The organism is Streptomyces sp. NPDC031426 (assembly GCF_055581585.1).
The window spans coordinates 80726-101166 of the sequence record NZ_JBVIJE010000016.1 but is presented as its reverse complement, the minus strand read 5'-3'; the positions used below and the strand labels follow the sequence as shown (position 1 = coordinate 101166).

At 72.2% G+C, this 20441-nt stretch carries 15 protein-coding genes and 2 tRNA genes; 3 read left to right on the top strand and 14 right to left on the bottom strand.

Annotated features, from left to right (window positions below; all coding sequences use genetic code 11):
* Window positions 1-25 precede the first annotated feature (25 nt).
* The 4 genes from ACZ5NH_RS29265 to ACZ5NH_RS29250 form a co-directional block, all read right to left on the bottom strand.
* Window positions 26-1825 (bottom strand): DEAD/DEAH box helicase, encoded by a 1800-nt coding sequence (locus ACZ5NH_RS29265; RefSeq protein WP_468779384.1) that lies wholly within the window; start codon window positions 1823-1825, stop codon window positions 26-28.
* A 127-nt stretch (window positions 1826-1952) separates the two neighbouring features.
* Window positions 1953-2321 carry a type II toxin-antitoxin system death-on-curing family toxin gene (locus ACZ5NH_RS29260; protein WP_468779382.1) on the bottom strand — a complete coding sequence of 123 codons (369 nt, stop codon included), beginning with the start codon at window positions 2319-2321 and terminating at the stop codon, window positions 1953-1955.
* A complete protein-coding gene (locus tag ACZ5NH_RS29255) occupies window positions 2321-2518 on the bottom strand; it encodes a hypothetical protein (protein ID WP_124441851.1) in 198 nt (65 codons plus the stop codon). Before ACZ5NH_RS29255 ends, ACZ5NH_RS29260 begins: the two co-directional genes overlap by 1 nt.
* 12 nt (window positions 2519-2530) lie before the next feature.
* Window positions 2531-4003: an MFS transporter gene (locus tag ACZ5NH_RS29250; RefSeq protein ID WP_468779380.1), complete on the bottom strand. Its 1473-nt coding sequence runs from the start codon at window positions 4001-4003 to the stop codon at window positions 2531-2533.
* 178 nt (window positions 4004-4181) lie between these two features.
* Between ACZ5NH_RS29250 and ACZ5NH_RS29245 the strand changes: the two genes are divergently transcribed.
* Both ACZ5NH_RS29245 and ACZ5NH_RS29240 read left to right on the top strand, forming a co-directional pair.
* Window positions 4182-4279 (top strand) — tRNA-OTHER (locus ACZ5NH_RS29245).
* Window positions 4280-4297: 18 nt separating this feature from the next.
* Window positions 4298-4369: transfer RNA gene (locus ACZ5NH_RS29240), tRNA-Cys, on the top strand.
* Window positions 4370-4445: 76 nt separating this feature from the next.
* On the opposite strand, the gene ACZ5NH_RS29235 is transcribed toward ACZ5NH_RS29240, so the two are convergent.
* The 7 genes from ACZ5NH_RS29235 to ACZ5NH_RS29205 all read right to left on the bottom strand — a co-directional run bounded on the left by ACZ5NH_RS29235 (window position 4446) and on the right by ACZ5NH_RS29205 (window position 13870).
* Entirely contained in the window at window positions 4446-5606 is a 1161-nt protein-coding gene (locus ACZ5NH_RS29235) for an SUKH-4 family immunity protein (protein WP_468779378.1), read from the bottom strand.
* Window positions 5607-5824: 218 nt separating this feature from the next.
* On the bottom strand, window positions 5825-8134 hold the full coding sequence (locus ACZ5NH_RS29230; RefSeq protein WP_468779376.1) for a xanthine dehydrogenase family protein molybdopterin-binding subunit: 2310 nt from the start codon (window positions 8132-8134) through the stop codon (window positions 5825-5827).
* Window positions 8131-9990: a (2Fe-2S)-binding protein gene (locus ACZ5NH_RS29225; protein ID WP_468779374.1), complete on the bottom strand. Its 1860-nt coding sequence runs from the start codon at window positions 9988-9990 to the stop codon at window positions 8131-8133. The genes ACZ5NH_RS29230 and ACZ5NH_RS29225 overlap by 4 nt, the downstream gene beginning before the upstream one ends.
* Window positions 9987-10880, bottom strand: a complete 894-nt coding sequence (locus ACZ5NH_RS29220; RefSeq protein WP_388627332.1) for an FAD binding domain-containing protein — start codon at window positions 10878-10880, stop codon at window positions 9987-9989. Before ACZ5NH_RS29220 ends, ACZ5NH_RS29225 begins: the two co-directional genes overlap by 4 nt.
* A gap of 269 nt (window positions 10881-11149) precedes the next feature.
* Entirely contained in the window at window positions 11150-12820 is a 1671-nt protein-coding gene (locus tag ACZ5NH_RS29215; protein WP_468779372.1) for a beta-N-acetylhexosaminidase, read from the bottom strand.
* Window positions 12821-12989: 169 nt separating this feature from the next.
* Window positions 12990-13268, bottom strand: coding sequence for a DUF3039 domain-containing protein (locus ACZ5NH_RS29210; protein WP_069780555.1), 279 nt, complete (start codon window positions 13266-13268; stop codon window positions 12990-12992).
* A gap of 29 nt (window positions 13269-13297) precedes the next feature.
* Complete coding sequence (locus ACZ5NH_RS29205; protein ID WP_388627329.1) at window positions 13298-13870, bottom strand: YqgE/AlgH family protein; 573 nt, start codon at window positions 13868-13870, stop codon at window positions 13298-13300.
* Between the two features lie 277 nt (window positions 13871-14147).
* Between ACZ5NH_RS29205 and murA the strand changes: the two genes are divergently transcribed.
* On the top strand, window positions 14148-15488 hold the full coding sequence (gene murA / locus ACZ5NH_RS29200; protein ID WP_451551591.1) for a UDP-N-acetylglucosamine 1-carboxyvinyltransferase: 1341 nt from the start codon (window positions 14148-14150) through the stop codon (window positions 15486-15488).
* A 187-nt stretch (window positions 15489-15675) separates the two neighbouring features.
* Here the strand turns inward: murA and ACZ5NH_RS29195 are convergent, their stop codons facing one another.
* From ACZ5NH_RS29195 to ACZ5NH_RS29185, 3 genes are all read right to left on the bottom strand, one after another.
* Window positions 15676-15957 carry an HU family DNA-binding protein gene (locus ACZ5NH_RS29195; RefSeq protein WP_023550134.1) on the bottom strand — a complete coding sequence of 94 codons (282 nt, stop codon included), beginning with the start codon at window positions 15955-15957 and terminating at the stop codon, window positions 15676-15678.
* A 347-nt stretch (window positions 15958-16304) separates the two neighbouring features.
* Window positions 16305-17720: an NAD-dependent malic enzyme gene (locus ACZ5NH_RS29190; RefSeq protein ID WP_388627325.1), complete on the bottom strand. Its 1416-nt coding sequence runs from the start codon at window positions 17718-17720 to the stop codon at window positions 16305-16307.
* A 354-nt stretch (window positions 17721-18074) separates the two neighbouring features.
* Window positions 18075-20438: a HelD family protein gene (locus ACZ5NH_RS29185; protein WP_468779368.1), complete on the bottom strand. Its 2364-nt coding sequence runs from the start codon at window positions 20436-20438 to the stop codon at window positions 18075-18077.
* Between the last annotated feature and the right edge of the window lie 3 nt (window positions 20439-20441).

The following is a 20441-nucleotide window of genomic DNA, read 5'->3' as shown; positions in this document are numbered from 1 at the left end:
AGGAACTGACACGTGGCGGACCGGGTCACCTCATCCGGGTCGCCCACTCCTGCACCTTGGCGATCCGCTGCCGCAGCTGCCCCGCCGTGGCCTCCGCGCTGGGCGGTCCGCCGCAGACCCGGCGCAGCTCGGTGTGGATGACCCCGTGCGGCTTGCCGCTCTGGTGGACGTACGCGCTGACCATCGTGTTGAGCTGCTTGCGCAGCTCCATCATCTCCTTGTGGCTGACCACCGGCCGCCGCTCGGCCGGCAGCTCCAGCAGGTCGGCCTCGCTGTCCGGTTTCTTGCGGCTGTGCGCGATCTGCCGGGCCTGCCGCTTCTGCAGCAGCAGCTGCACCTGCTCGGGCTCCAGCAGGCCCGGAATGCCGAGGTAGTCCTGCTCCTCCTCGCTGCCCGGGTGCGCCTGCATACCGAACTCGGCGCCGTCGTACAGCACCCGGTCGAAGACGGCGTCGGACTCCAGCGCCTCGAAGGGCAGCATGTCCTGCTCGCCGGTGTCCTCGTCCTGCTGCTTGTTCGCCTCCTCCATCTCCTTCTCGGATTCGGCGTACGGGTCCTCCTCGCCCTCCTTCTTCGGCTTGTCGAGGGCGTGGTCCCGTTCCTTCTCCATCTCGCCCGCGAACGTCAGCAGGTCGGGCACGGTCGGCAGGAACACGGACGCGGTCTCGCCGCGCCGCCGGGACCGTACGAAACGCCCGACGGCCTGAGCGAAGAAGAGGGGGGTGGAGATCGTCGTCGCGTACACGCCGACCGCGAGCCGGGGCACGTCCACGCCCTCGGACACCATGCGCACCGCGACCATCCACCGGTCGTTGCTGTCGCTGAACTCGTCGATCTTCTTCGAGGCGCCCGCGTCGTCCGACAGCACGAGGGTGGCCTTGGTGCCGGTGATCTCACGGATCAGCTTGGCGTACGCGCGTGCCGAGTCCTGGTCGGAGGCGATGACGAGGGCACCGGCGTCCGGGATGGCCTTCCTGACCTCGGTCAGCCGCTGGTCGGCGGCGCGCAGCACGCTGGGCATCCAGTCACCGCGCGGATCGAGCGCCGTACGCCAGGCCTGGCTGACCGCGTCCTTGGTCATCGGCTCGCCGAGCCGGGCGGCCACCTCGTCGCCGGCCTTCGTGCGCCAGCGCATGTTGCCGCTGTAGGAGAGGAAGATGACGGGCCGCACGACCCCGTCCGACAGGGCGGAGCCGTAGCCGTACGTGTAGTCGGCGGCGGACCGCCGGATGCCCGCGTTGTCCTCCTCGTACGTCACGAAGGGGATGGGGTTGGTGTCGGAGCGGAAGGGCGTACCGGTCAGGGCGAGCCGGCGCGTGGCGGGCTCGAACGCCTCCAGGCAGGCCTCGCCCCAGGACTTGGAGTCACCGGCGTGGTGGATCTCGTCGAGGATGACGAGGGTCTTGCGCTGCTCGACCCGGTTGCGGTGCAGCATCGGGCGCACGCCCACGCCGGCGTAGGTGACGGCGACGCCGTCGTACTCCCGGCCGAGCGGCCCCGCGCTGTACTCGGGGTCGAGCTTGATCCCTATCCTGGCGGCCGCCTCGGCCCACTGCTTCTTCAGGTGCTCGGTCGGCGCGACCACGGTCACCTGCTGCACGACGTGGTGGTGCAGCAGCCAGGAGGCCAGCGTCAGCGCGAAGGTGGTCTTGCCGGCGCCGGGCGTGGCGACGGCGAGGAAGTCACGCGGCTGCTCCTGGATGTACTTCTCCATCGCCCCCTGCTGCCAGGCACGCAGCTTGCTGGCGGTACCCCAGGGCGCGCGGCCCGGGAAGGCGGGCGACAGGTGGTGGGAGTGAGCGGAGGAAGCGGCGGTAGTAGTCACGGTCTCCGTATGTCTTGCGGGTCGGGCGGCTCGGCTACGTATGACAACCGGGCCACCCTACCGGCGCCCCGGTGGTGTCAACGCGCGAACGAGGCCGGGTCGCCCGTGGGTGGGAGCCACGTCACAGTCAGCGCGCGAAGCGCGGCAGTTGCGCCGCGATCTTGGGAACGTCCAGCGCTCCCTGGCAGACGTCCAGCACGAATCGCTCGGCCTCGTCGACGTCGAAGTCCGGGTCCAGTGGATGCCCGTTCATGTGCAGGAAGACCCAGGTCGCGTACCAGGAGAGGCGCTTGTTGCCGTCCACGAGGGCGCGATTGCGGGCGAGGGACTCCATGAGGGCTGCGGCCTTCTGCCACACGTCCGGGTATGCGTCCTGCCCGAACACGCTCGACTGCGGACGTGCCAGCGCCGAGTCCAGGAGCCCGTAGTCGCGCACTTCATCCGCTCGGAGCCGCTGCGCGAGGTTCAGCAGCTCGGGGAGCGTGAGGTAGTGCATCAGGCGAGCCTCCGGTTCAGCTCGGCGCTGGCCTTCAGGACGTGCTCGGCCGCCTCGTTGAACAGTCGTGAGTGCTCGTTGATGGCTGCGATCACCGCGTCGTGCGCAAAGGCCTGCATGCTACGCCCCTCGGCCGCAGCGCGCTCCCGCAGGGCATCCAGCTCTTCGTCCGTAAACCGCAGGTTCAGTCCAGCCATGCGTCGACGGTACTAAGTAGTACCAATCGGTGCCACCGGACTCCGCTCCCGCAACCGCGTCGTCACCCAAGCCCCCACCAGTGCCACCCCCGCCATCGGCAGGAAGACGGCGGCGAAGGCGGCGGGGTGGGTCCCGTCGGTGGCCGTGGCCGGGCCGGCCGCCGTGGCGGCCGCCGTGCTGCCGCCGCCCAGGGCCGCGAAGGCGGCGCCGGTCGCGGCGAGGAGGACGACGTTGGAGAGGGCGTCGGAGATCTGGAGTGCGGCGGAGTTGGCGCCGGCCTCCTCCGGGGCGGACAGCTTCAGCATGAGCACGCTGGTGGAGGAGATCACCAGGCCCATGCCGAAGCAGCCGAAGGCCCAGGCGACGGCGAGGATCCAGACCGGCACGGCGTGCAGGAGCACACTGGGCGCGGCCGTGATCGCGGCGGCGACCAGCACCATGCCGACGGTCATCAGCCGCTCCCGGTACGGCCGCACGCGCGGCCGGGACTGCGCCCACGAGCCCAGCGCCCAGGTGCCGCCGCCCGCCGCCAGCGAGAACCCGGCGAGCGTCGGCGACAGCCCGCGCTGGGTGACCAGCATCAGCGGCACGAAGGACTCGGCGGCGATGAAGGAACCGGCGGACAGCCCGCGCAGCAGCACGACGGAGGGCAGGCCGCGGGCCGCCCGGTAGGTGCCGTGCGGGAGGAGGCCGAGGACGGCGGGAACCAGCAGGGCGGTGCCGGCCAGCCCCGGGAGCAGGGACAGGGGGCGCAGGTCCTGCGCGGCGTACTGGAGGAGGCCGGCGCCGACGGAGATGCCGAAGGCGAGCCGGATCCGCCGCCGGTCGAGGGCGAGGGCGCCGGCCTCCTCGTCCACCGGGGCCGCCGCCCTGCGCCGTATCTGCGGCAGGGCGAGAGCGAGCGGGAAGACGACGAGGACCGGGATGCCGAGGAAGACCCAGCGCCAGCCGAGGTGCTCGGTGACGGCGCCGGAGGCGAGCGGGCCGACGACGGACGGCACGACCCAGGAGGCCGCGAACGCCGCCATGATCGCGGGCCGCAGCCGCTCGGGGTAGGCGCGGCCGACGACGACGTACAGCGCGACGATGACCAGTCCGCCGCCGAGCCCCTGCACGGCCCGGCCGAGGATGAACACCCACATGGCCTGTGCGGTCCCGGCCACGACGAGCCCGGCGGCGAAGGCGCCGATCCCCGTGGTCAGCGCCCCGAGCGGCCCCCGCCGGTCGGACCACTGACCGGCCAGCACCATGCCGAACAGGCTGGTCGTGAAGTACCCGGAGAAGGCGAACGCGTACAGGGCCACGCCGTCCAGCTCCCGCGCGGCGACCGGCATGGCGGTGCCGACGGCGGTCGCCTCGAAGGCGATCAGCAGCACGACGGACACGATCCCGACACTGAGCGCCCGATAAGCCCTGCCCAGTACACCGTCGCCCTGCTCGACGGGGCTCACGACATCGGCGTCACGCGACTCAAGGGCACTCATGGCCGCCAGCGTAAGGCGCACAGCACGGTTTGACCCCTGTCGGTGGTCCCGCTCGCCCTGCGACCTTGGTCGTACGCCGCCGGGCCGTTCATGAACGCCGTGTGGCAGTCGCATTGCGACGCCACCGATTCCCTTGAGCCCTTGCAGCAGCTCGCCATAACGTCATTCCCACGAACATGGCCGTGTGCCCGAGTGGTTCAGGGGCTCGCCTGCGCTGCATCCATCAGCGAGCTCCGCTCGCGGGGAGTCACGTGGGTCCGAATCCCACCACGGCCGAGAGCAACGATTCAACACGGCCGTGTGCCCGAGTGGTTCAGGGGCTCGCCTGCAAAGCGAGTTACGTGGGTTCGAATCCCGCCACGGCCTCTGCATGCCTGAGCAGGCAGTACGAAGGGGCGGCACCCCGGGAGGGGTGCCGCCCCTTCGGTCGTCCGTCGGTGTTTCAGAGCACCCCGCCCGCCTCGTCCTGGAACAGTTCCGTCCAGTAGTGCCAGTGGGTGCCGGGGGCCGTGCCCGTGGGGTCGACGGTCGACAGGGTGTGGATCATCGCCGCGGCCAGCTGGTCGTACGCGTCCGTCGTCAGTTCGTTGGCGAGGTGTTCGTCGATGGTGCGCTCGTGGTGGAGGAGCCAGAGCGTGAAGGCGAGGGTGGAGACGTCGGTGTTGAGGGGGTAGAGCGTGGCCTCCGGCTCGCTGAAGGTCAGCACCGCGCCGGTTCTGCCGTCGACCACCAGGCTGTTGTCCTCGATGAGGTGGCCCAGGCGGATCAAGTGGTCGGCGTGGGCCGGGAGTTCGTCCAGGGGGTAGTCGCCGGCGTGCTCCTCCGTGAAGTACTCCCGGAGCGTCGGCAGCGGGACGTCGGTGTCGGCGTGGAAGAGGACCGCCTCCTCCGGCAGCCCGGTCTCGCGCAGGAAGCGCCGGGTCGGCCCGTGCGTGAGGGTCGCGGGGAAGTCGACCTCTTCGAAGCGGGTCACCCTGCCGTGCCCGAACTCCTGGTCCAGGACGCGGGCGGGGACGTCCAGGGTGAGGCCGGAGGCGATGCCGGGGCCGACGACGAGGGCGAGCGGGCGGATCAGGGCCGCCGCCTTCCAGTACGGCGGGACCTCGCCGTCGGCGCCCTCCTCGAAGAGGGAGAGCAGGCGGCGGGTCGCCTCGGTGGCCGTCCTGGGGCCGTACTGACCCGCCAGGGACGCGAAACGGCCGCGCAGGCCCGCCAGTTCCTCGGTGACCGCGGCGAAGCGCAGCAGCGTGGACAGGGAGGGCGCGAAGGGGCGGGGCTCGGACGGGTCGAACAGGTACGCCGTCGTCAGCTCGCCGGTGCCGCCGTCGAGCAGGATCGACTCGCGGTCCATGCCCGCCGGGTTGAGGAGTTCGCCTATCACCAGCCGGTCCCGCAGCTCGTCCGCGACCCGGAACGGGCCGTCCGCGGCGTCGGCGAGCGTGCGCAGGCCGTGTGTGCGCAGCGGGGAGAAGGTCAGCAGGTCGGTGTCCGCGGGCAGTCCGGTGCCGCTGAGCAGGCCGCGCGTCGGCCCGTGGGTGACATAGCGGTCCAGCTCCGCCTCGGTCAGCGTGATCGCCGCAATCCCGGCGTCGGTCGTGCTCATCGCTCCCCCGCGATCTTCCCCGTCGGTGCCCACGCGCGTCGGTCCGCACGTGAGTCCGTGAGTGCGAGTGCCCCCACCGCTCAGAACACTACGCCGCACCACTGACAACGGCCCTCACCGGGAAGGACGTCGGATCACGGGGACGCGTTGCGCGCGGCACCGGGGCACGTCGCGGGCGGACGAGGACCGTCTCCGCCGCGGGGTGAGCCTCCGGGCGCTCACTGTCCCGTGACCACCGCCGCCTGTGGCCGGATGGGGAGCCGGTTGACCGGGCGGCCGGTGGCCGCGCGGACCGCGGAGGCGATCGCGGCCGGTGCCGTCACGACCGGGACCGCGCTGGCGGACTTGGCCCCGAAGGGGGCGATCACGTCCCGTTCCTCGACCAGTTTGACGATCCGGATGTCCGGGGCGTCCAGCGCGGTGGGGAGGGCGTAGCCGGTCAGGTCGGGGTGGCGGATCAGGCCGCGGGGGGTGCGCAGGTTCTCGGTGAGCGCGATGCCCACGCCCTGGGTCACGCCCGCCTCGATCCGGGCCGCGAGCTGGGTGGGGTTGAGGATCCGGCCGACGTCCTGGGCGACCGAAAGCTCCACCACCCGCACCGAGCCCAGCTCGATGTCGACGTCCACCACCGCGCGGATCGCGCAGAAGGCCAGGCCCACGAAGGCGTCGCCCTGGCCGGAGGCGTTCAGCGGCTCGGTCGGGTGCGGCCGGCACTGCGCCGTCGCCCACAGCTCCTTGCCGTCCATCGCCTCGGTGACGGTGGTCGACAGCACGCCGTCGTACGACGTGATCTTGCCGTCGGTGATCTGGAGCAGCTCCGTCGACATGCCGAACTTGTGGGCGAGCGGCTGCAGGAGCTGGGTGCGGACCATCTTCGCCGCGCGTTCCACCGCGCCGCCCGACACCCAGGTGTGGCGGCCGCGGCAGCCCGCGCCGGCCGGGGGCTGGTCGGTGTCGACCGGCGCCACGTGGACTTCCTCGATGCCGAGGGTCTCCTGGACGATCTGCCGGGCGAGGGTGGTGAAGCCCTGGCCGGTCTCGACGGCCGCGCAGAGCACGGTGGCGACACCGTCGTGGACCTTGACCGTCGCCGTGGACACCTCGTCGGCGCCCTCCGCGCCGAGCATGTGCACCATTCCCAGGCCGTAGCCGACGCCCCGGCGCACCGCGCCCGGTTCGCCGGCGCCCTCGGGGCCGCCGGGCAGCAGCCACTCCTCCTCGGGCGTGTCCTTCGGCAGGGCCGGGAGCGGGAAGTCCCGGACGGCCTGCAGGAGTTCGGCGACCGGCGCCGGGCAGGTCACCGTCTGGCCGATCGGGAGGACGTCACCGGTCGCGAGGACGTTGCGCAGGCGCACCTCGGCCGGGTCCAGGCCGAGTTTCTTGGCCAGCTTGTCCATCTGGGCCTCGTAGGCGGCGCACACCTGCATCGCGCCCTCGCCGCGCACATGGCCGGAGGGCGGGTTGTTGGTGCGCACGGCCCAGCCCTCGATGAAGGCGTTCGGGACGACGTACGGGCCGCAGGCGAAGGAGACGGCGGCGGCCAGGGCGTCGGAGGAGGTGTCGGCGTACGCGCCCGCGTCCAGCAGGATCTGCGCCTCCACCTTCACCAGCCTGCCCTCGGCGTCGGCGTGGTGGCGGTACCTGAGCAGCGTGGGATGGCGGTGGGCGTGGCCGAGGAAGGACTCCTCGCGGGTCGCCGTGAGCTTCACCGGGCAGCCGGTCTTCAGGGCGAGCAGGCCGAGCGGGAGCTGGAAGCCCTGGTCCTCGCGGTCGGCGGTGGCGCCCGGCACCCCGGTGACGACGATCTTCACCCGATCCGGGGACAGGCCGTAGCAGGCCGCGGCGGTGTTGCGGTCGGTGTGCGGGTCGGTGGAGGCCAGATACAGCTCCACGCCGCCGTCGGGGCGCGGCACGGCGAGGCCGGCCTCGGCGCCGATGGGGGCCGGGTCCTGGCGCCCTATCCGGTACAGGCCCTCGACGACGACCTCGCCGACCGCCTCCGGGTCGCCGTGCCGGAGCGGGATGTGCCGGATCAGGTTGCCGTCGGGGTGCAGCGGTTCGGCCTCGAAGGCCTGTTCGGGGTCGGTGACCGGGTCGAGTACTTCGTACTCGACGATGACGGCCGCCGCGGCCATCCGCGCGGTGTCCGGGTGGTCGGCGGCGACGGCCGCGATGGGCTCGCCGTGATGCCGTACGACCTCCGAGGCGAACACCGGCCGGTCGGGGGTGCCCCGGCCGTGGCGGGGGGTGCCGGGCACGTCCTCGTGCGTGACGACGGCCCGTACGCCGGGCATCTCGCGCGCGTGGCTGGTGTCGATGGACACGATGCGCGCGTGCGCGTGCGGGGAGCGCAGGACGGCCGCCCACAGCAGGCCCTCGGCCCACAGGTCGGCCGCGTACGGGAAGGTGCCCTCGGTTTTGGCGCGGGCGTCGGCGTGCGGCAGGGAGGCGCCGAGGCCGTGCGGCAACGCCTCGGCCTCGGGGGCGGGTTCCGCGGCGGTGGTCGCCGTGGCGGCTTCGTTGCTCACGCCTGGCCTCCGTCCTGGCCGTAGTGCGGGTCGTGCGGGCCGTGCGGTCCCGGGATGCCGTGCGGCGGTGTGCCGTACGGGTCGGGTGTGCCGTACGGCGGCGTGTCGCCGTAGCCACCGGGGGCGTGCGGGGTGCCGAACGCGCCGGGCGCCTCGAACGCCGACGGGTTGACGCCGCCGGATCCGGGGCCCGCCTGGTGGGGAATACGGGCCTCGTCCGCGTCCGTCTCGGCGTCGGCGGCGTGCGACGCCTCGCGTTCGGCGACGACCTCCTTGACGGCGTCCAGAACGCCCCGATAGCCGGAGCAGCGGCACAGGTTGCCGCACAGCGCCTGCCGGGTCTCCAGCTCGGTCGGCGCCGGGTTGCCCTCCAGCAGGTCGTGCACGGTCATCGCCATGCCGGGCACGCAGAAACCGCACTGCACGGCACCGCACCGGGCGAGCGCGCGCTGCACGTCGGAGGGCTGTCCGTCGGCGGCCAGGCCCTCGACCGTGCGCACCTCGCTGCCGGCCGCGGTGACCGCCGGGACCAGGCAGGAGGCCACCAGCCGGCCGTCGACCTGGACGTTGCAGGCCCCGCACTCGCCCTGCGAGCAGCCGTCCTTGGCGCCCGCGAGCCCGAGCCGCTCGCGCAGGACGTACAGCAGCGACTCGCCGATCCAGGCGTCGGTGACGGGCCGCTCGACGCCGTTGACGCGCAGGACGTAGGAGGCGAGCGGGTGGTCGTCGTGCGGCGGGAGGGGGGCGGTGTGCTCCGCGTGTTCCTCTGCCGCGGCTTCCTGCGGCCGGGGCGCGGTGTCCTCGGCGGCGCCCTCGGGTGCGTCGTCGGCCTCGGGCGCGTCGGAGGAGTGCTCGGGTACGGCTGCGGAGGCCGGGGTCCGCGGTGCCGGGTGCCCGGCCGCCGCCGCGTCGGCCGCGGTGGGGCTCGTGGGCGTTGTGGGGGCTGTGGCTGCCTGCCGGACGTCGGCGCGGGCCGCCGGTCCCTCATGACCTGCCGGGCCGCCAGCGGGGCGCTCAGGGGCCTGCTCGGGGCCGTGGCCGTCGCTGTCCGGCTCCGCGGACTCGCCGAAGTCCCCGTACTCGAACTCGGCAGGCTCCGCGGACCCACCGGCCGACGCGTGCCCGGGGCCCCCGGGGCCGGCTTCCGCCGGCCCGGTCTCCTCGTGGGCGGCCGGGGCCTGGCCGGCCGGGCCCGGCCCGTACCGCTCGTCCGGTGCGGGCGCGTACCCCGGCGCCGCCGGGCCGGCCGGACCGCCCCCCGGGTGGGCGTCGGTGTGGTCGGGCAGGCCGGGATGGCCGGTCTCGGCGGGCCGGTCCCAGGAGCGGCCGGTCTCCTCCGTCGCCCAGGGCGCGGGCGCGCCGCCGGGCAGGGTGGCCGGCGGGGTCCCGCCCCACTGCTCGACCAGGGACGACGTGGTGAACTCGCCCGAATCGTCCGGGAGATCGCCGTCGGCGACCGGGATCGACCACTGCCCGGTGACGTCGTGCCCGGCCGCGGCCGGCGCCGCGGGCTCCTCGAAGGTCCAGTGCTGGGTCGCACCGGGGCTGTACGTGAACCGGTCGTCGGCCCGCGTCTGGGGCGTGGCGTTCGGGTCGGGCCACTCCGCGCCGCCCGCGGGCGCTGCCCAGGTGCCGGCCTGGGCGGGGTCGCCGGTGCCGGGGGCGACCGCTATCTGCGGCGGCACATAGCCATGACCCGGCGCGGCCAGCGGGCTGTCGCCGGACAACAGGGCGTCGATGCCGCCCTCGGGGAGCTTGACGAAGGCGGTGGCGCCGTCGTCGTAGTCGCCCTGGGGCAGCGGGTCCCAGCGTCCGCCGCCCTGGGGCGTGCCCTGTCCGTGCTGGTCGTCGGTCACGACAGCGCCCTCCCCAGTGCTCGTCGGGCCAGTGCGGCAACGGTGCGCCGCAGGTGCAGTACGGCGGGCGGAAGCGGGGCCACGGAGCCGTCGGGCTCCGGTGCCGGATCCGGGATGCAGGCCGCGGCGACGTACTCGCCGAAGGCGTTCAGGGCCTCCGGGACGAGCTCGCGGTCGTTGTCCCAGTCGATCAGCTGGGCGACCCACTGCTCGGCGTCCAGGGGCCGGAGCGGCATCGGCGCTATGGCACCGACGGCGCACCGCACTCCGCGCCGGGCGGGGTCGAGGACCAGGGCCACGGAGGCCAGCGCGCGGCCCGGGCCGGTGCGGCCGGTCGCCTTCAGGAAGACCTGCGGGGCGTGCAGCAGCGGCACGCGCACGTAGCCGATGAGTTCGCCGCCGCGCAGCATCTCCATGCCGGCCAGCAGGTGCGACACCGGAACCTCGCGGCGGGCTCCGTCCGGACCCGCGATGATCAGCGTCGCCTCCAGGGCGGCCAGCACCGGCAGTGCGTCCCCGGTGGGGGCGGCCGAGGCGATGTTGCCGCCCAGGGTGCCCGCGTTGCGGATGTGCGGCGGGCCCGCGGCGCGCGCGGCGGCGGCGAGCGCCGGGATCAGGGCCGCGAAGTCGGGGCGGCCCATGCGCGCGTGCGTGAGGCCCGCGCCGAGCAGCGCGTGGCCGTCCTGGTACTGCCAGCCGCGGATCTCGCTGATCCGCCCGAGGCCCACCAGGGCAGCCGGCCTGAGCTGGCCGGAGTTGACGGCGGCCATCAGGTCGGTGCCGCCCGCGACGGGCACGGCGGTGGGCATGGCCCCGAGGGCCGCCACGGCCTCGTCCAGCGTCGTGGGCAGCGTGACGGCCTGCTCCGCCTGCGGTGCGTGCGTGGTCAAAACCGGCTGCCCCTTCCCGCTGCCCCACCTGGTCCCACCTGTGTGGCCGTACGGTACGTGCTCACAGGGCGGACGTGGCAACTCTGGCACATCTTCGCAAGGGCCGAGGACGGGGGTCCGCTAGGAGGCAGTAGAGGGCATTCGCCCACCTCATCGCGGAGATGGTCCGTTTTTGTACGGCATCGCCGGTGCACGCCGATTGACACTCTTCGGTGACGCTTGGCGCGGTTTTCCAGCACTTGTTCGGAACGGTCGCCCGGACCGGGCGGTCACCTGTCCGGCGGAGGCCCCTCGATGGGACGGCCGAGGACACCGGGGCGTTTCTGCCACGGCCGGGGCCCGGTGGGCGGCCGGTAGGCCACGCCGAGGGCGTCGAGTCGCGCGTAATGGGCGGTCATACGGCGTTCGAAGCCGGCGAAGTCCCGTTCCGCGGGGGCGGGCAGCCGGCTCCAGGCCACCTCGGCGAAGGCCGCGAGCCGGGGGAAGGTCTGGTAGTCCACGCGCGCGGTGTCCTCCAGCACCTCGGTCCACACGTTGGCCTGAGTGCCCAGCACATGCCGAGCCTCCGCCTCGGTGAGCCCCTGCGGAACGGGTTCGAACCGGTAGACGTCCTCCAGGGTGCGCACGAACCCGATCGGCACCGGCTCGTCCTCGCCCGGGGCCTGACGGTGGTCCAGATACACGTACTGCTCGGGGCACATGACGACATCGTGGCCGGCCCGCGCGGCCGCGATCCCGCCGCCGTAACCGCGCCAGGACGACACGGCGGCCCCCTTGGCGAGCCCGCCTTCCAGGATCTCGTCCCAGCCGATGAGCCGGCGCCCGCGCGCGCCGAGCCAGGCGTCGAAGTGGCCGATGAACCACGACTGCAGCTCGTCCTCGTCGGCGAGAGACAGGTCCGCGATCCGGGACTTGGCGGTCACCGACTCGGTCCACTGCTCCTTGCGGCACTCGTCGCCGCCGACATGGACGAACTGCGACGGGAACAGCTCCAGGACCTCCTCGAACACCCCCTCGTAGAACCGCAGGGTGGTGTCAGTGGGGGCGAGTACGTTGGAGGAGATTCCCCAGTCGTCCCAGACCTCAAGGGCGGTGGTGTCGATGACGTCGGTGTTGCCGAGTTCCGGATACGCGGCGATGGCGGCCTGCGAATGGCCCGGTACGTCGATTTCCGGGACGACGGTGATATGCCGCTCGGCGGCATAGGCGACGATCTCCCGGATGTCGTCCTGGGTGTAGTAACCGCCGTGCGGTTTCTCCTCCCACAGCGGGGAGGCCCGGTGACCGAATTTCGACCGTGACCGCCAGGAGGCGGTTTCGGTCAGCTTCGGATACCGCTTGATCTCGATCCGCCAGCCCTGGTCGTCGGTCAGATGGAAGTGGAAGACATTGAGTTTGTGCGCGGCCATCAGGTCGAGATAGCGCAGCACGCCTTCCTTGGGCATGAAGTGCCGTGCCACGTCCAGGAGAAGACCGCGCCAGCGGAATCGGGGCGCGTCGCGAATGGTGACGGCCGGGAACTCCCACGCGGTGCGCCCGCTGATCGGGGCGCGCCGGAACGCCTCCGGACCGAGCAGTTGCCGGAAGGTCTGGGCGCCCCAGAACAGGCCGGCCTCGCTCGCGCCGTCGATGCAGATCAGATATCCGTCGGCGCACAGCTGATAGGCCTCCGGGCTGCCGAGTTCCTCCTCCAGCGAGGGGGCGATCCGCAGTAGGACGCGGAAGCCGCTGTCGCGGTGCGGGGCCAGCGGCAGCCCGGTCGCCGCGCCGACGGTCGTCCGCAGCCAGCGCGCGACCCGCTCGGTGCCCTGGGTGGCCTCGATCTCGGTGTCCGCGTCGATGACGAATCCGGTGCCGCCGCCCGGCAGCGAGGCCGAAACGCGGCTGGGCGCGGGGATCAGCGCCACATCGGGGTCCGGGTAGAGGGGTGTGTCGCTCATGTGCCGCCGCACCTCCGCGCCTGCGTTGTGCTCAGTGCAACGCCCGTTCCGCTACGCACAACCGAAGACGGAGGCTACAGGTCTCGACCACTCCTGACCAGAGAACGCGAAAGCCCCCGGCGCGCGCACCGCACACGCACCGGGGGACCTCACGAACTCGGACGGACGCCTACTTGTCGCCGCCCTTGTCCTCGCCGCCGCTGCCCATGGATTCGTAGATCTCCTTGCACATGGGGCACACGGGGTACTTCTTCGGGTCGCGGCCCGGCACCCAGACCTTGCCGCACAGCGCCACGACGGGGGTGCCGTCGAGGGCGCTCGCCATGATCTTGTCCTTCTGGACGTAGTGGGCGAAGCGCTCGTGGTCACCGTCGCCGTGGGACACCTGTGGCGTCGGCTCTACGAGGGTCCCCGTACCAGTCCCGCGCTCGGGCTCAAGAGTGCTCATACCGCCCAGGGTACTGAAGTGCACAGGTATCAGTTGAGCGAAGGGTCGTCCGGATACGTGGCCACCATCGCCAGCTCGTTGCGCTGGCGGCGCAGCACCTCGCGCCACAGTCGCTCCGGGGCCGGTGAGGAGACGTCCCCGGGCTCCGACTCGACCACGTACCAGGCGCCCTCGACCAGCTCGTCCTCCAGTTGGCCGGGGCCCCAGCCGGCGTACCCGGCGAAGATCCTGAGGGAACCGAGGGCCGAGGCAAGCAGTTCCGGCGGGGCCTCCAGGTCGACCAGGCCGATCGCGCCGTGCACCCGGCGCCAGCCCAGCGGGGCCAGGTCGCTGTTCGCGCCGCCCGGGATGACCGCGACGCCGAGCGCCGAGTCCAGCGAGACGGGCCCGCCCTGGAAGACCACGCCGGGCTCGCCGGTGAGATCGGCCCAGCCCTCCAGGATGTCGCTCACGTCCACCGGGGTGGGGCGGTTGAGGACGACACCGAGGGAGCCCTCCTCGTCGTGGTCGAGAAGGAGCACCACAGCGCGGTCGAAGTTCGGGTCCGCCAGGGCGGGAGTGGCCACGAGCAGCCGCCCTGTGAGCGAGGACACCTCGGTCATGCCAGACATGATCCCGCATCTTCCCCTTCGGTGGGGAGCCAATCGGGGTGCGGGAGTGAACGCAGCTCAGGGTGTACGGGAGCGCTGCGGGCGCAGGCCCGGAGCCGGTGACCCCATGTGCCCGATAGCGCACGGTTCGTGTTGTGACACACATATGACGCGACTGAGTGGTCCTTGGACTTACGGACGGGGGGTGATCGGCGATTACCCTGTCTTCCCGGCCCCCGCGCACAGTGATCCGGCCGGCCCCTGCCCAACTCATCGGAACGCGAGATACATGACCGTCAACGACGATGTCCTGCTTGTCCACGGCGGAAACCCGCTGGAGGGCGAGATCCGTGTCCGCGGTGCGAAGAACCTCGTGCCGAAGGCCATGGTCGCCGCCCTGCTGGGCAGCGCGCCGAGCCGCCTGCGCAATGTCCCCGACATCCGTGACGTGCGGGTCGTCCGCGGCCTGCTGCAGCTGCACGGCGTGACGGTCCGCCCGGGCGAGGAGCCGGGCGAGCTGGTGCTCGACCCGACGCACGTCGAGAGCGCCAACGTGGCTGACATCGATGCCCACGCGGGCTCCAGCCGTATCCCGATCCTCTTCTGCGGGCCTCTGCTGCACCGCCTCGGGCACGCGTTCATCCCGGGCCTCGGCGGCTGTGACATCGGCGGCCGGCCCATCGACTTCCACTTCGACGTGCTGCGGCAGTTCGGCGCGACGATCGAGAAGCGCGCGGACGGGCAGTACCTGGAGGCGCCGAAGGGCTTGCGGGGCACGAAGATCCGGCTGCCGTACCCGTCCGTCGGCGCGACCGAGCAGGTGCTGCTGGCGGCCGTGCTCGCCGAGGGCGTAACGGAGTTGTCCAACGCGGCCGTCGAGCCGGAGATCGAGGACCTCATCTGCGTGCTGCAGAAGATGGGCGCGATCATCGCGATGGACACCGACCGCACGATCCGCATCACCGGTGTGGACAAGCTCGGCGGCTACACCCACCGCGCCCTCCCGGACCGCCTGGAGGCCGCGTCCTGGGCGTCCGCGGCCCTCGCGACCAACGGCAACATCTACGTCCGCGGCGCCCAGCAGCGCTCGATGATGACGTTCCTGAACACCTACCGGAAGGTGGGCGGTGCCTTCGAGATCGACGACGAGGGCATCCGTTTCTGGCATCCCGGTGGCCAGTTGAAGTCCATCGCGCTGGAGACGGACGTACACCCCGGTTTCCAGACCGACTGGCAGCAGCCGCTGGTGGTCGCGCTGACCCAGGCGACGGGCCTGTCCATCATCCACGAGACGGTGTACGAGTCCCGGCTGGGCTTCACCTCCGCGCTGAACCAGATGGGCGCGCACATCCAGCTCTACCGCGAGTGCCTGGGCGGCTCCGACTGCCGCTTCGGCCAGCGCAACTTCCTGCACTCCGCGGTCGTCTCGGGGCCCACCAAGCTCCAGGGCGCCGACCTGGTCATCCCCGACCTGCGCGGCGGCTTCTCGTACCTGATCGCGGCGCTGGCGGCCGAGGGCACGTCCCGCGTCCACGGCATCGAGCTCATCAACCGCGGCTACGAGAACTTCATGGAGAAGCTCGTGGAACTCGGCGCGAAGGTCGAGCTGCCCGGCAAGGCGCTCGGTTAGCTGTTACGACAATGGGGCGGCCCCTTGGCCAAGGGGCCGCCCCATTGTCGTTGTCCACGCCCGCTGTGGACGCGCCCCGAAGGGGCGCGGGGCTGTGTCGATCTCCGGCTCCGCCGCGCGGGCGCGGGTGGCTACGGACGACACGGCCCACGGCGCTCCAGTGGGACCGGCGCTCGAAGCGGAGCGCTTACTTGCCCTTCGCCGCTTCCTTGAGCTTGGAGCCCGCGGTGACCTTCACGCTGTAGCCGGCGGGGATGTTGATCGGCTCGCCGGTCTGCGGGTTGCGCGCGGTGCGAGCGGCACGGTGGGTGCGCTCGAAGGTCAGGAAGCCGGGGATGGTGACCTTCTCGTCGCCCTTGGCGACGATCTCGCCGACGGTCTCGGCGAACGCGGCCAGCACGGCGTCGGCGTCCTTGCGGGTCACCTCGGCGCGGTCGGCCAGCGCGGCCACCAGCTCACTGCGGTTCATGTTGTTACTCCCGTGTTTTTCTTGCCGTTGGGGTGTGCCACGCGGCGGATCCGCCCGAGGCACTGCGATGCCGATGCGCTCGCGCCCAGGGACGCATCCTGCCCCTACCTGCGGCGGTAAAGCCAATCCGGCACCCGTAGGAGTCGTGAGAACACCCTGGGGAGTCACACGAAAAGCGCCCGCTCGGCGTCACCCTAGAGGGCGCCCGGCCTCGGCTGGTTCCACGACGCGCCGGTGCAGGGGCCGCCGTGGTGATCCTCACAGCCCCTGCACAGTACGGCACGGCGTCACCGGGACGTCGCCCGGGTGCCGCTCCGCCGTCACCCGACGGAGCGGCGTGGAGCAGACTAGGCCGTCGCGCCCGCCGCCCTCGCGGCCTCGCGGACCGCGCCGGCGACCGCGCCCGCGACCTTGTCGTTGAAGACGCTCGGGATGATGTAGTTCGGGTTCAGCTCGTCCTGGCTGACCACGTCGGCGAGGGCCTTCGCGGCGGCCAGCATCATGTCGGTGTTGACCGTGCGGGACTGGGCGTCCAGCAGGCCGCGGAAGACGCCCGGGAAGACCAGCACGTTGTTGATCTGGTTCGGGAAGTCGGAGCGGCCGGTGGCCACAACGGCCGCGGTCTGGCGGGCGATTGCCGGGTCCACCTCGGGGTCCGGGTTCGCGAGCGCGAACACGATGGCGCCGTCGGCCATGGCGGCCACGTCGTCGCCGTCGAGCACGTTCGGGGCGGAGACACCGATGAACACGTCGGCGCCGCGCACGGCCTCCTTGAGGGTGCCGGTGAGGCCCTCGGGGTTGGTGTTGTCGGCGATCCAGCGCAGCGGCGAGTCGGCGGGGGCGTTCACCAGGTCCTCGCGGCCGGAGTGGACGACACCGTGGATGTCGGCGACGACGGCGTTCTTCACACCAGCGGCGAGCAGCAGCTTGAGGATGGCCGTACCGGCGGCGCCGGCGCCGGACATCACGACCCGGATGTTCTCGATCGCCTTGTCCGTGACGCGAAGTGCGTTGGTCAGGGCGGCGAGGACGACGATGGCGGTGCCGTGCTGGTCGTCGTGGAAGACCGGGATGTCGAGGGCCTCGCGCAGCCGGGCCTCGATCTCGAAGCAGCGCGGCGCGGAGATGTCCTCCAGGTTGATGCCGGCGAACCCGGGGGCGATCGCCTTGACGATCTCCACGATCGCGTCGGTGTCCTGGGTGTCCAGGCAGATCGGCCAGGCGTCGATGCCGGCGAAGCGCTTGAAGAGGGCCGCCTTGCCCTCCATGACCGGCAGCGCGGCCTTGGGGCCGATGTTGCCGAGGCCGAGCACGGCGGAGCCGTCCGTCACGACCGCAACGGAGTTGCGCTTGATGGTGAGGCGGCGGGCGTCCTCGGGGTTCTCGGCGATCGCCATGCAGACGCGGGCCACGCCCGGCGTGTAGATCATGGACAGGTCGTCACGGTTACGGATGGGGTGTTTCGACGCCATCTCGATCTTGCCGCCGAGGTGCATCAGGAACGTACGGTCGGAGACCTTGCCGAGGGTGACGCCCTCGATCCCGCGCAGCTTCTCGACGATCTCCTCGGCGTGGGCCGTGGAGGTGGCCGCGATGGTGACGTCGATACGGAGCTTCTCGTGGCCGGACGCGGTGACGTCGAGGCCGGTCACCGAGCCTCCGGAGGACTCCACCGCGGTGGTGAGCTGCGAGACGGCGGTTCCGCTCGCGGGCACCTCCAGCCGGATGGTCATCGAGTAGGAGACGCTGGGCGCCGTTGCCATGGCCGACTTCCTCTGCTTTCACCGTGTCGCGAATTGTGCTGTCCGATCGTCGCACCTACCGCGGAGTACGCGGTAGTCGCCCCGGATTGCGGACGTTGTGTTCATGAGCGGTGGTTGGTTTCGGAAAAACATTTCCACCATACGAGAGGCGATCAGGCAAAGAAAGAGACCCACGTCACACGGACGTGGGTCTCTTTCACGCTTGGGACACCGACCCGCCATGCTCGCCTCGCGGCAAGTGGTCCCTCGCAGGGACAAAGGTTGGGCCCGGGGGCTTGGATCGAGCCGGTGCCGCATCCAGGCTAACAAACACCTGCCGAGGACCATTCCCCTTGCGACGAGTTCACAGAAAACTCAGTCCCGCAGCAGGTCCGGTACCCCGGCCGCGTCCGGCTCGTCCCGGTCCCCCGACAACACCGTCAGCTGCTGGGTGGCCCGGGTCAGCGCCACGTAGAGCACGCGCAGGCCGGCCGGGGACTCGTCGGCGATCTCCGCCGGCGAGACGACGACCGTCGCGTCGTACTCCAGGCCCTTGGCCTCCAGGCTGCCGAGCGCGACGACCCGGTCGCCGAGCCCGGCCAGCCAGCGCCGGGCCTCCTCGCGCCGGTTCATTGCGACGACCACGCCGACCGTGCCGTCCACCAGGTTGAGCAGCCTTTCGGCCTCCGCCCGCACGGTCCGCCCCAGGGAATCCCGTACGACCGTGAAGCGCGGCTCGACCCCGGTGGACCGCACGGCGCTGGGCGCCTCGGAGCCGGGCATGGCGAGCGCGAGCACCTTGGCGGCCAGCTCGGCGATCTCGGCGGGGTTGCGGTAGTTCACGGTGAGCTGGAAGCGGCGCCGGGGCCGGCTGCCGAGGGCCTCGTCGCGGGCCTGGGCCGCCTCGTCCGGGTCGGACCAGGAGGACTGGGCCGGGTCGCCGACCACCGTCCAGGTGGCGTGCCGGCCGCGGCGGCCGACCATGCGCCACTGCATCGGCGTGAGGTCCTGCGCCTCGTCCACGATGACGTGCGCGTACTCGGTGCGCTCCTGCGCGAGGCGCTCGGCCCGCTCCCGCTGGGACTCCTCGCGCACCGGCATCAGCTCCTCCAGGCCGGTGAGCTGGTCCAGCGGGTCGAGATCGCGCTTCTTCCGCGGCCGGGCCGGAGCCCCGAGGATCGCCTGCAGCTCGTCCAGCATGGCGATGTCGTGCACGGAGTACCCGTCCCGCTGGAGCGAGCGGGCGACCCTGCGGATCTCGCCGGGGTTGAGGATCCGGCGGGCCCAGCGGCCGAGCCGCTTCTCGTCGGCCATGGCGGCGAGCACGGCCTTCGGGGTCAGCTCGGGCCACCAGACGTCGAGGAAGGCGAGGAAGGCGTCCTCGCTCGTGACGTCCTCGTCGAAGGAGGAGCGCAGCTCGGCGGCCAGCTCCGGGTCGGTGTGCCGGGCGCCGGCGCCGGACTTGGCCCACAGCGCGTCCAGCAGCAGCTTGCGGGCGCGCGGGCGCAGCAGGTTGACCGGCGCGGTGCCGCCGAGGGCGGTGCGGCGGATGCGTTCCAGCTCCTCCCGCTCCAGCTCCAGCCGGCGTCCGAAGGCGACGACGCGCAGGCGGGACGGCGGCCCGTCGAAGGCCCGCGGCCCGGCGTCGTCGGCGGCGGCGGGGCGGGGGGCGGGCCCCAGTTCCAGGGCGCCCCGGGCCGCCTTCCGCAGCACCTTCAGCATCCGGTACGAGCCCTTGGCCCGGGCCACGGAAGGGGAGTCGTACAGCGTGGCCTCGGCACCGACGGCGTCCACCGCGAGGGAGCCGATCGCGCGGATCGCGACCTGGCCCTCCTCGCCGAGCGAGGGCAGCACACCCTCGGTGTAGGCCACGAGCAGCGGGGTCGGGGAGACGATCAGGATGCCGCCCGCGTAACGGCGTCTGTCCTGGTAGAGCAGGTAGGCGGCGCGGTGCAGGGCGACCGCGGTCTTGCCGGTGCCCGGGCCGCCCTCGACATGGGTGATGGAGGCGGCGGGGGCGCGGATGACCAGGTCCTGCTCGGCCTGGATGGAGGAGACGATGTCCCGCATGGTGTGGCTGCGGGCCTGGCCGAGGGCGGCCATGAGGGCGCCGTCGCCGATCACGGGCAGCTCACGGCCGTCGAGGTGGGCGGTCAGCTCGGGCCGCATCAGATCGTCCTCGACGCCGAGCACCCGCCGCCCCTTGGACCGGATGACCCGGCGCCGTACGACCCGCCCGGGATCCACCGGAGTGGCCCGGTAGAAGGGCGCGGCGGCGGGCGCCCGCCAGTCGATGACCAGCGGCGCGTAGTCCTCGTCGAGCACGCCGATGCGCCCGATGTGCAGGGTCTCGGCGATGTCGGCGGTGTTGTCGTCCCGCACGGCGCCCTCGGCGGGCTCCACGGCGGTGTAGGCGCCGTCGGGCCCCTTCTTGCCGTCCTTGCCGAGGAGGAGGTCGATGCGCCCGAAGAGGAAGTCCTCGAACTCGTTGTTCAGCCGGTTCAGGTGGATGCCGGCCCGGAAGACCTGCGCGTCCCGCTCGGCCAGCGCACCCGGCGTGCCGACCTGTCCGCGCTTGGCCGCGTCGTGCATCAGGAACTCGGCCTCGTGGATCTTCTCCTCCAGCCGCCGGTACACCCGGTCCAGGTGTTCCTGCTCGACGCTGATCTCTCGGTCACGGACGGAGTCGTGTGCGCCGTGTACCGAGCCGACCGCGGACTGCTGAACCTGAGCGGCCACCGG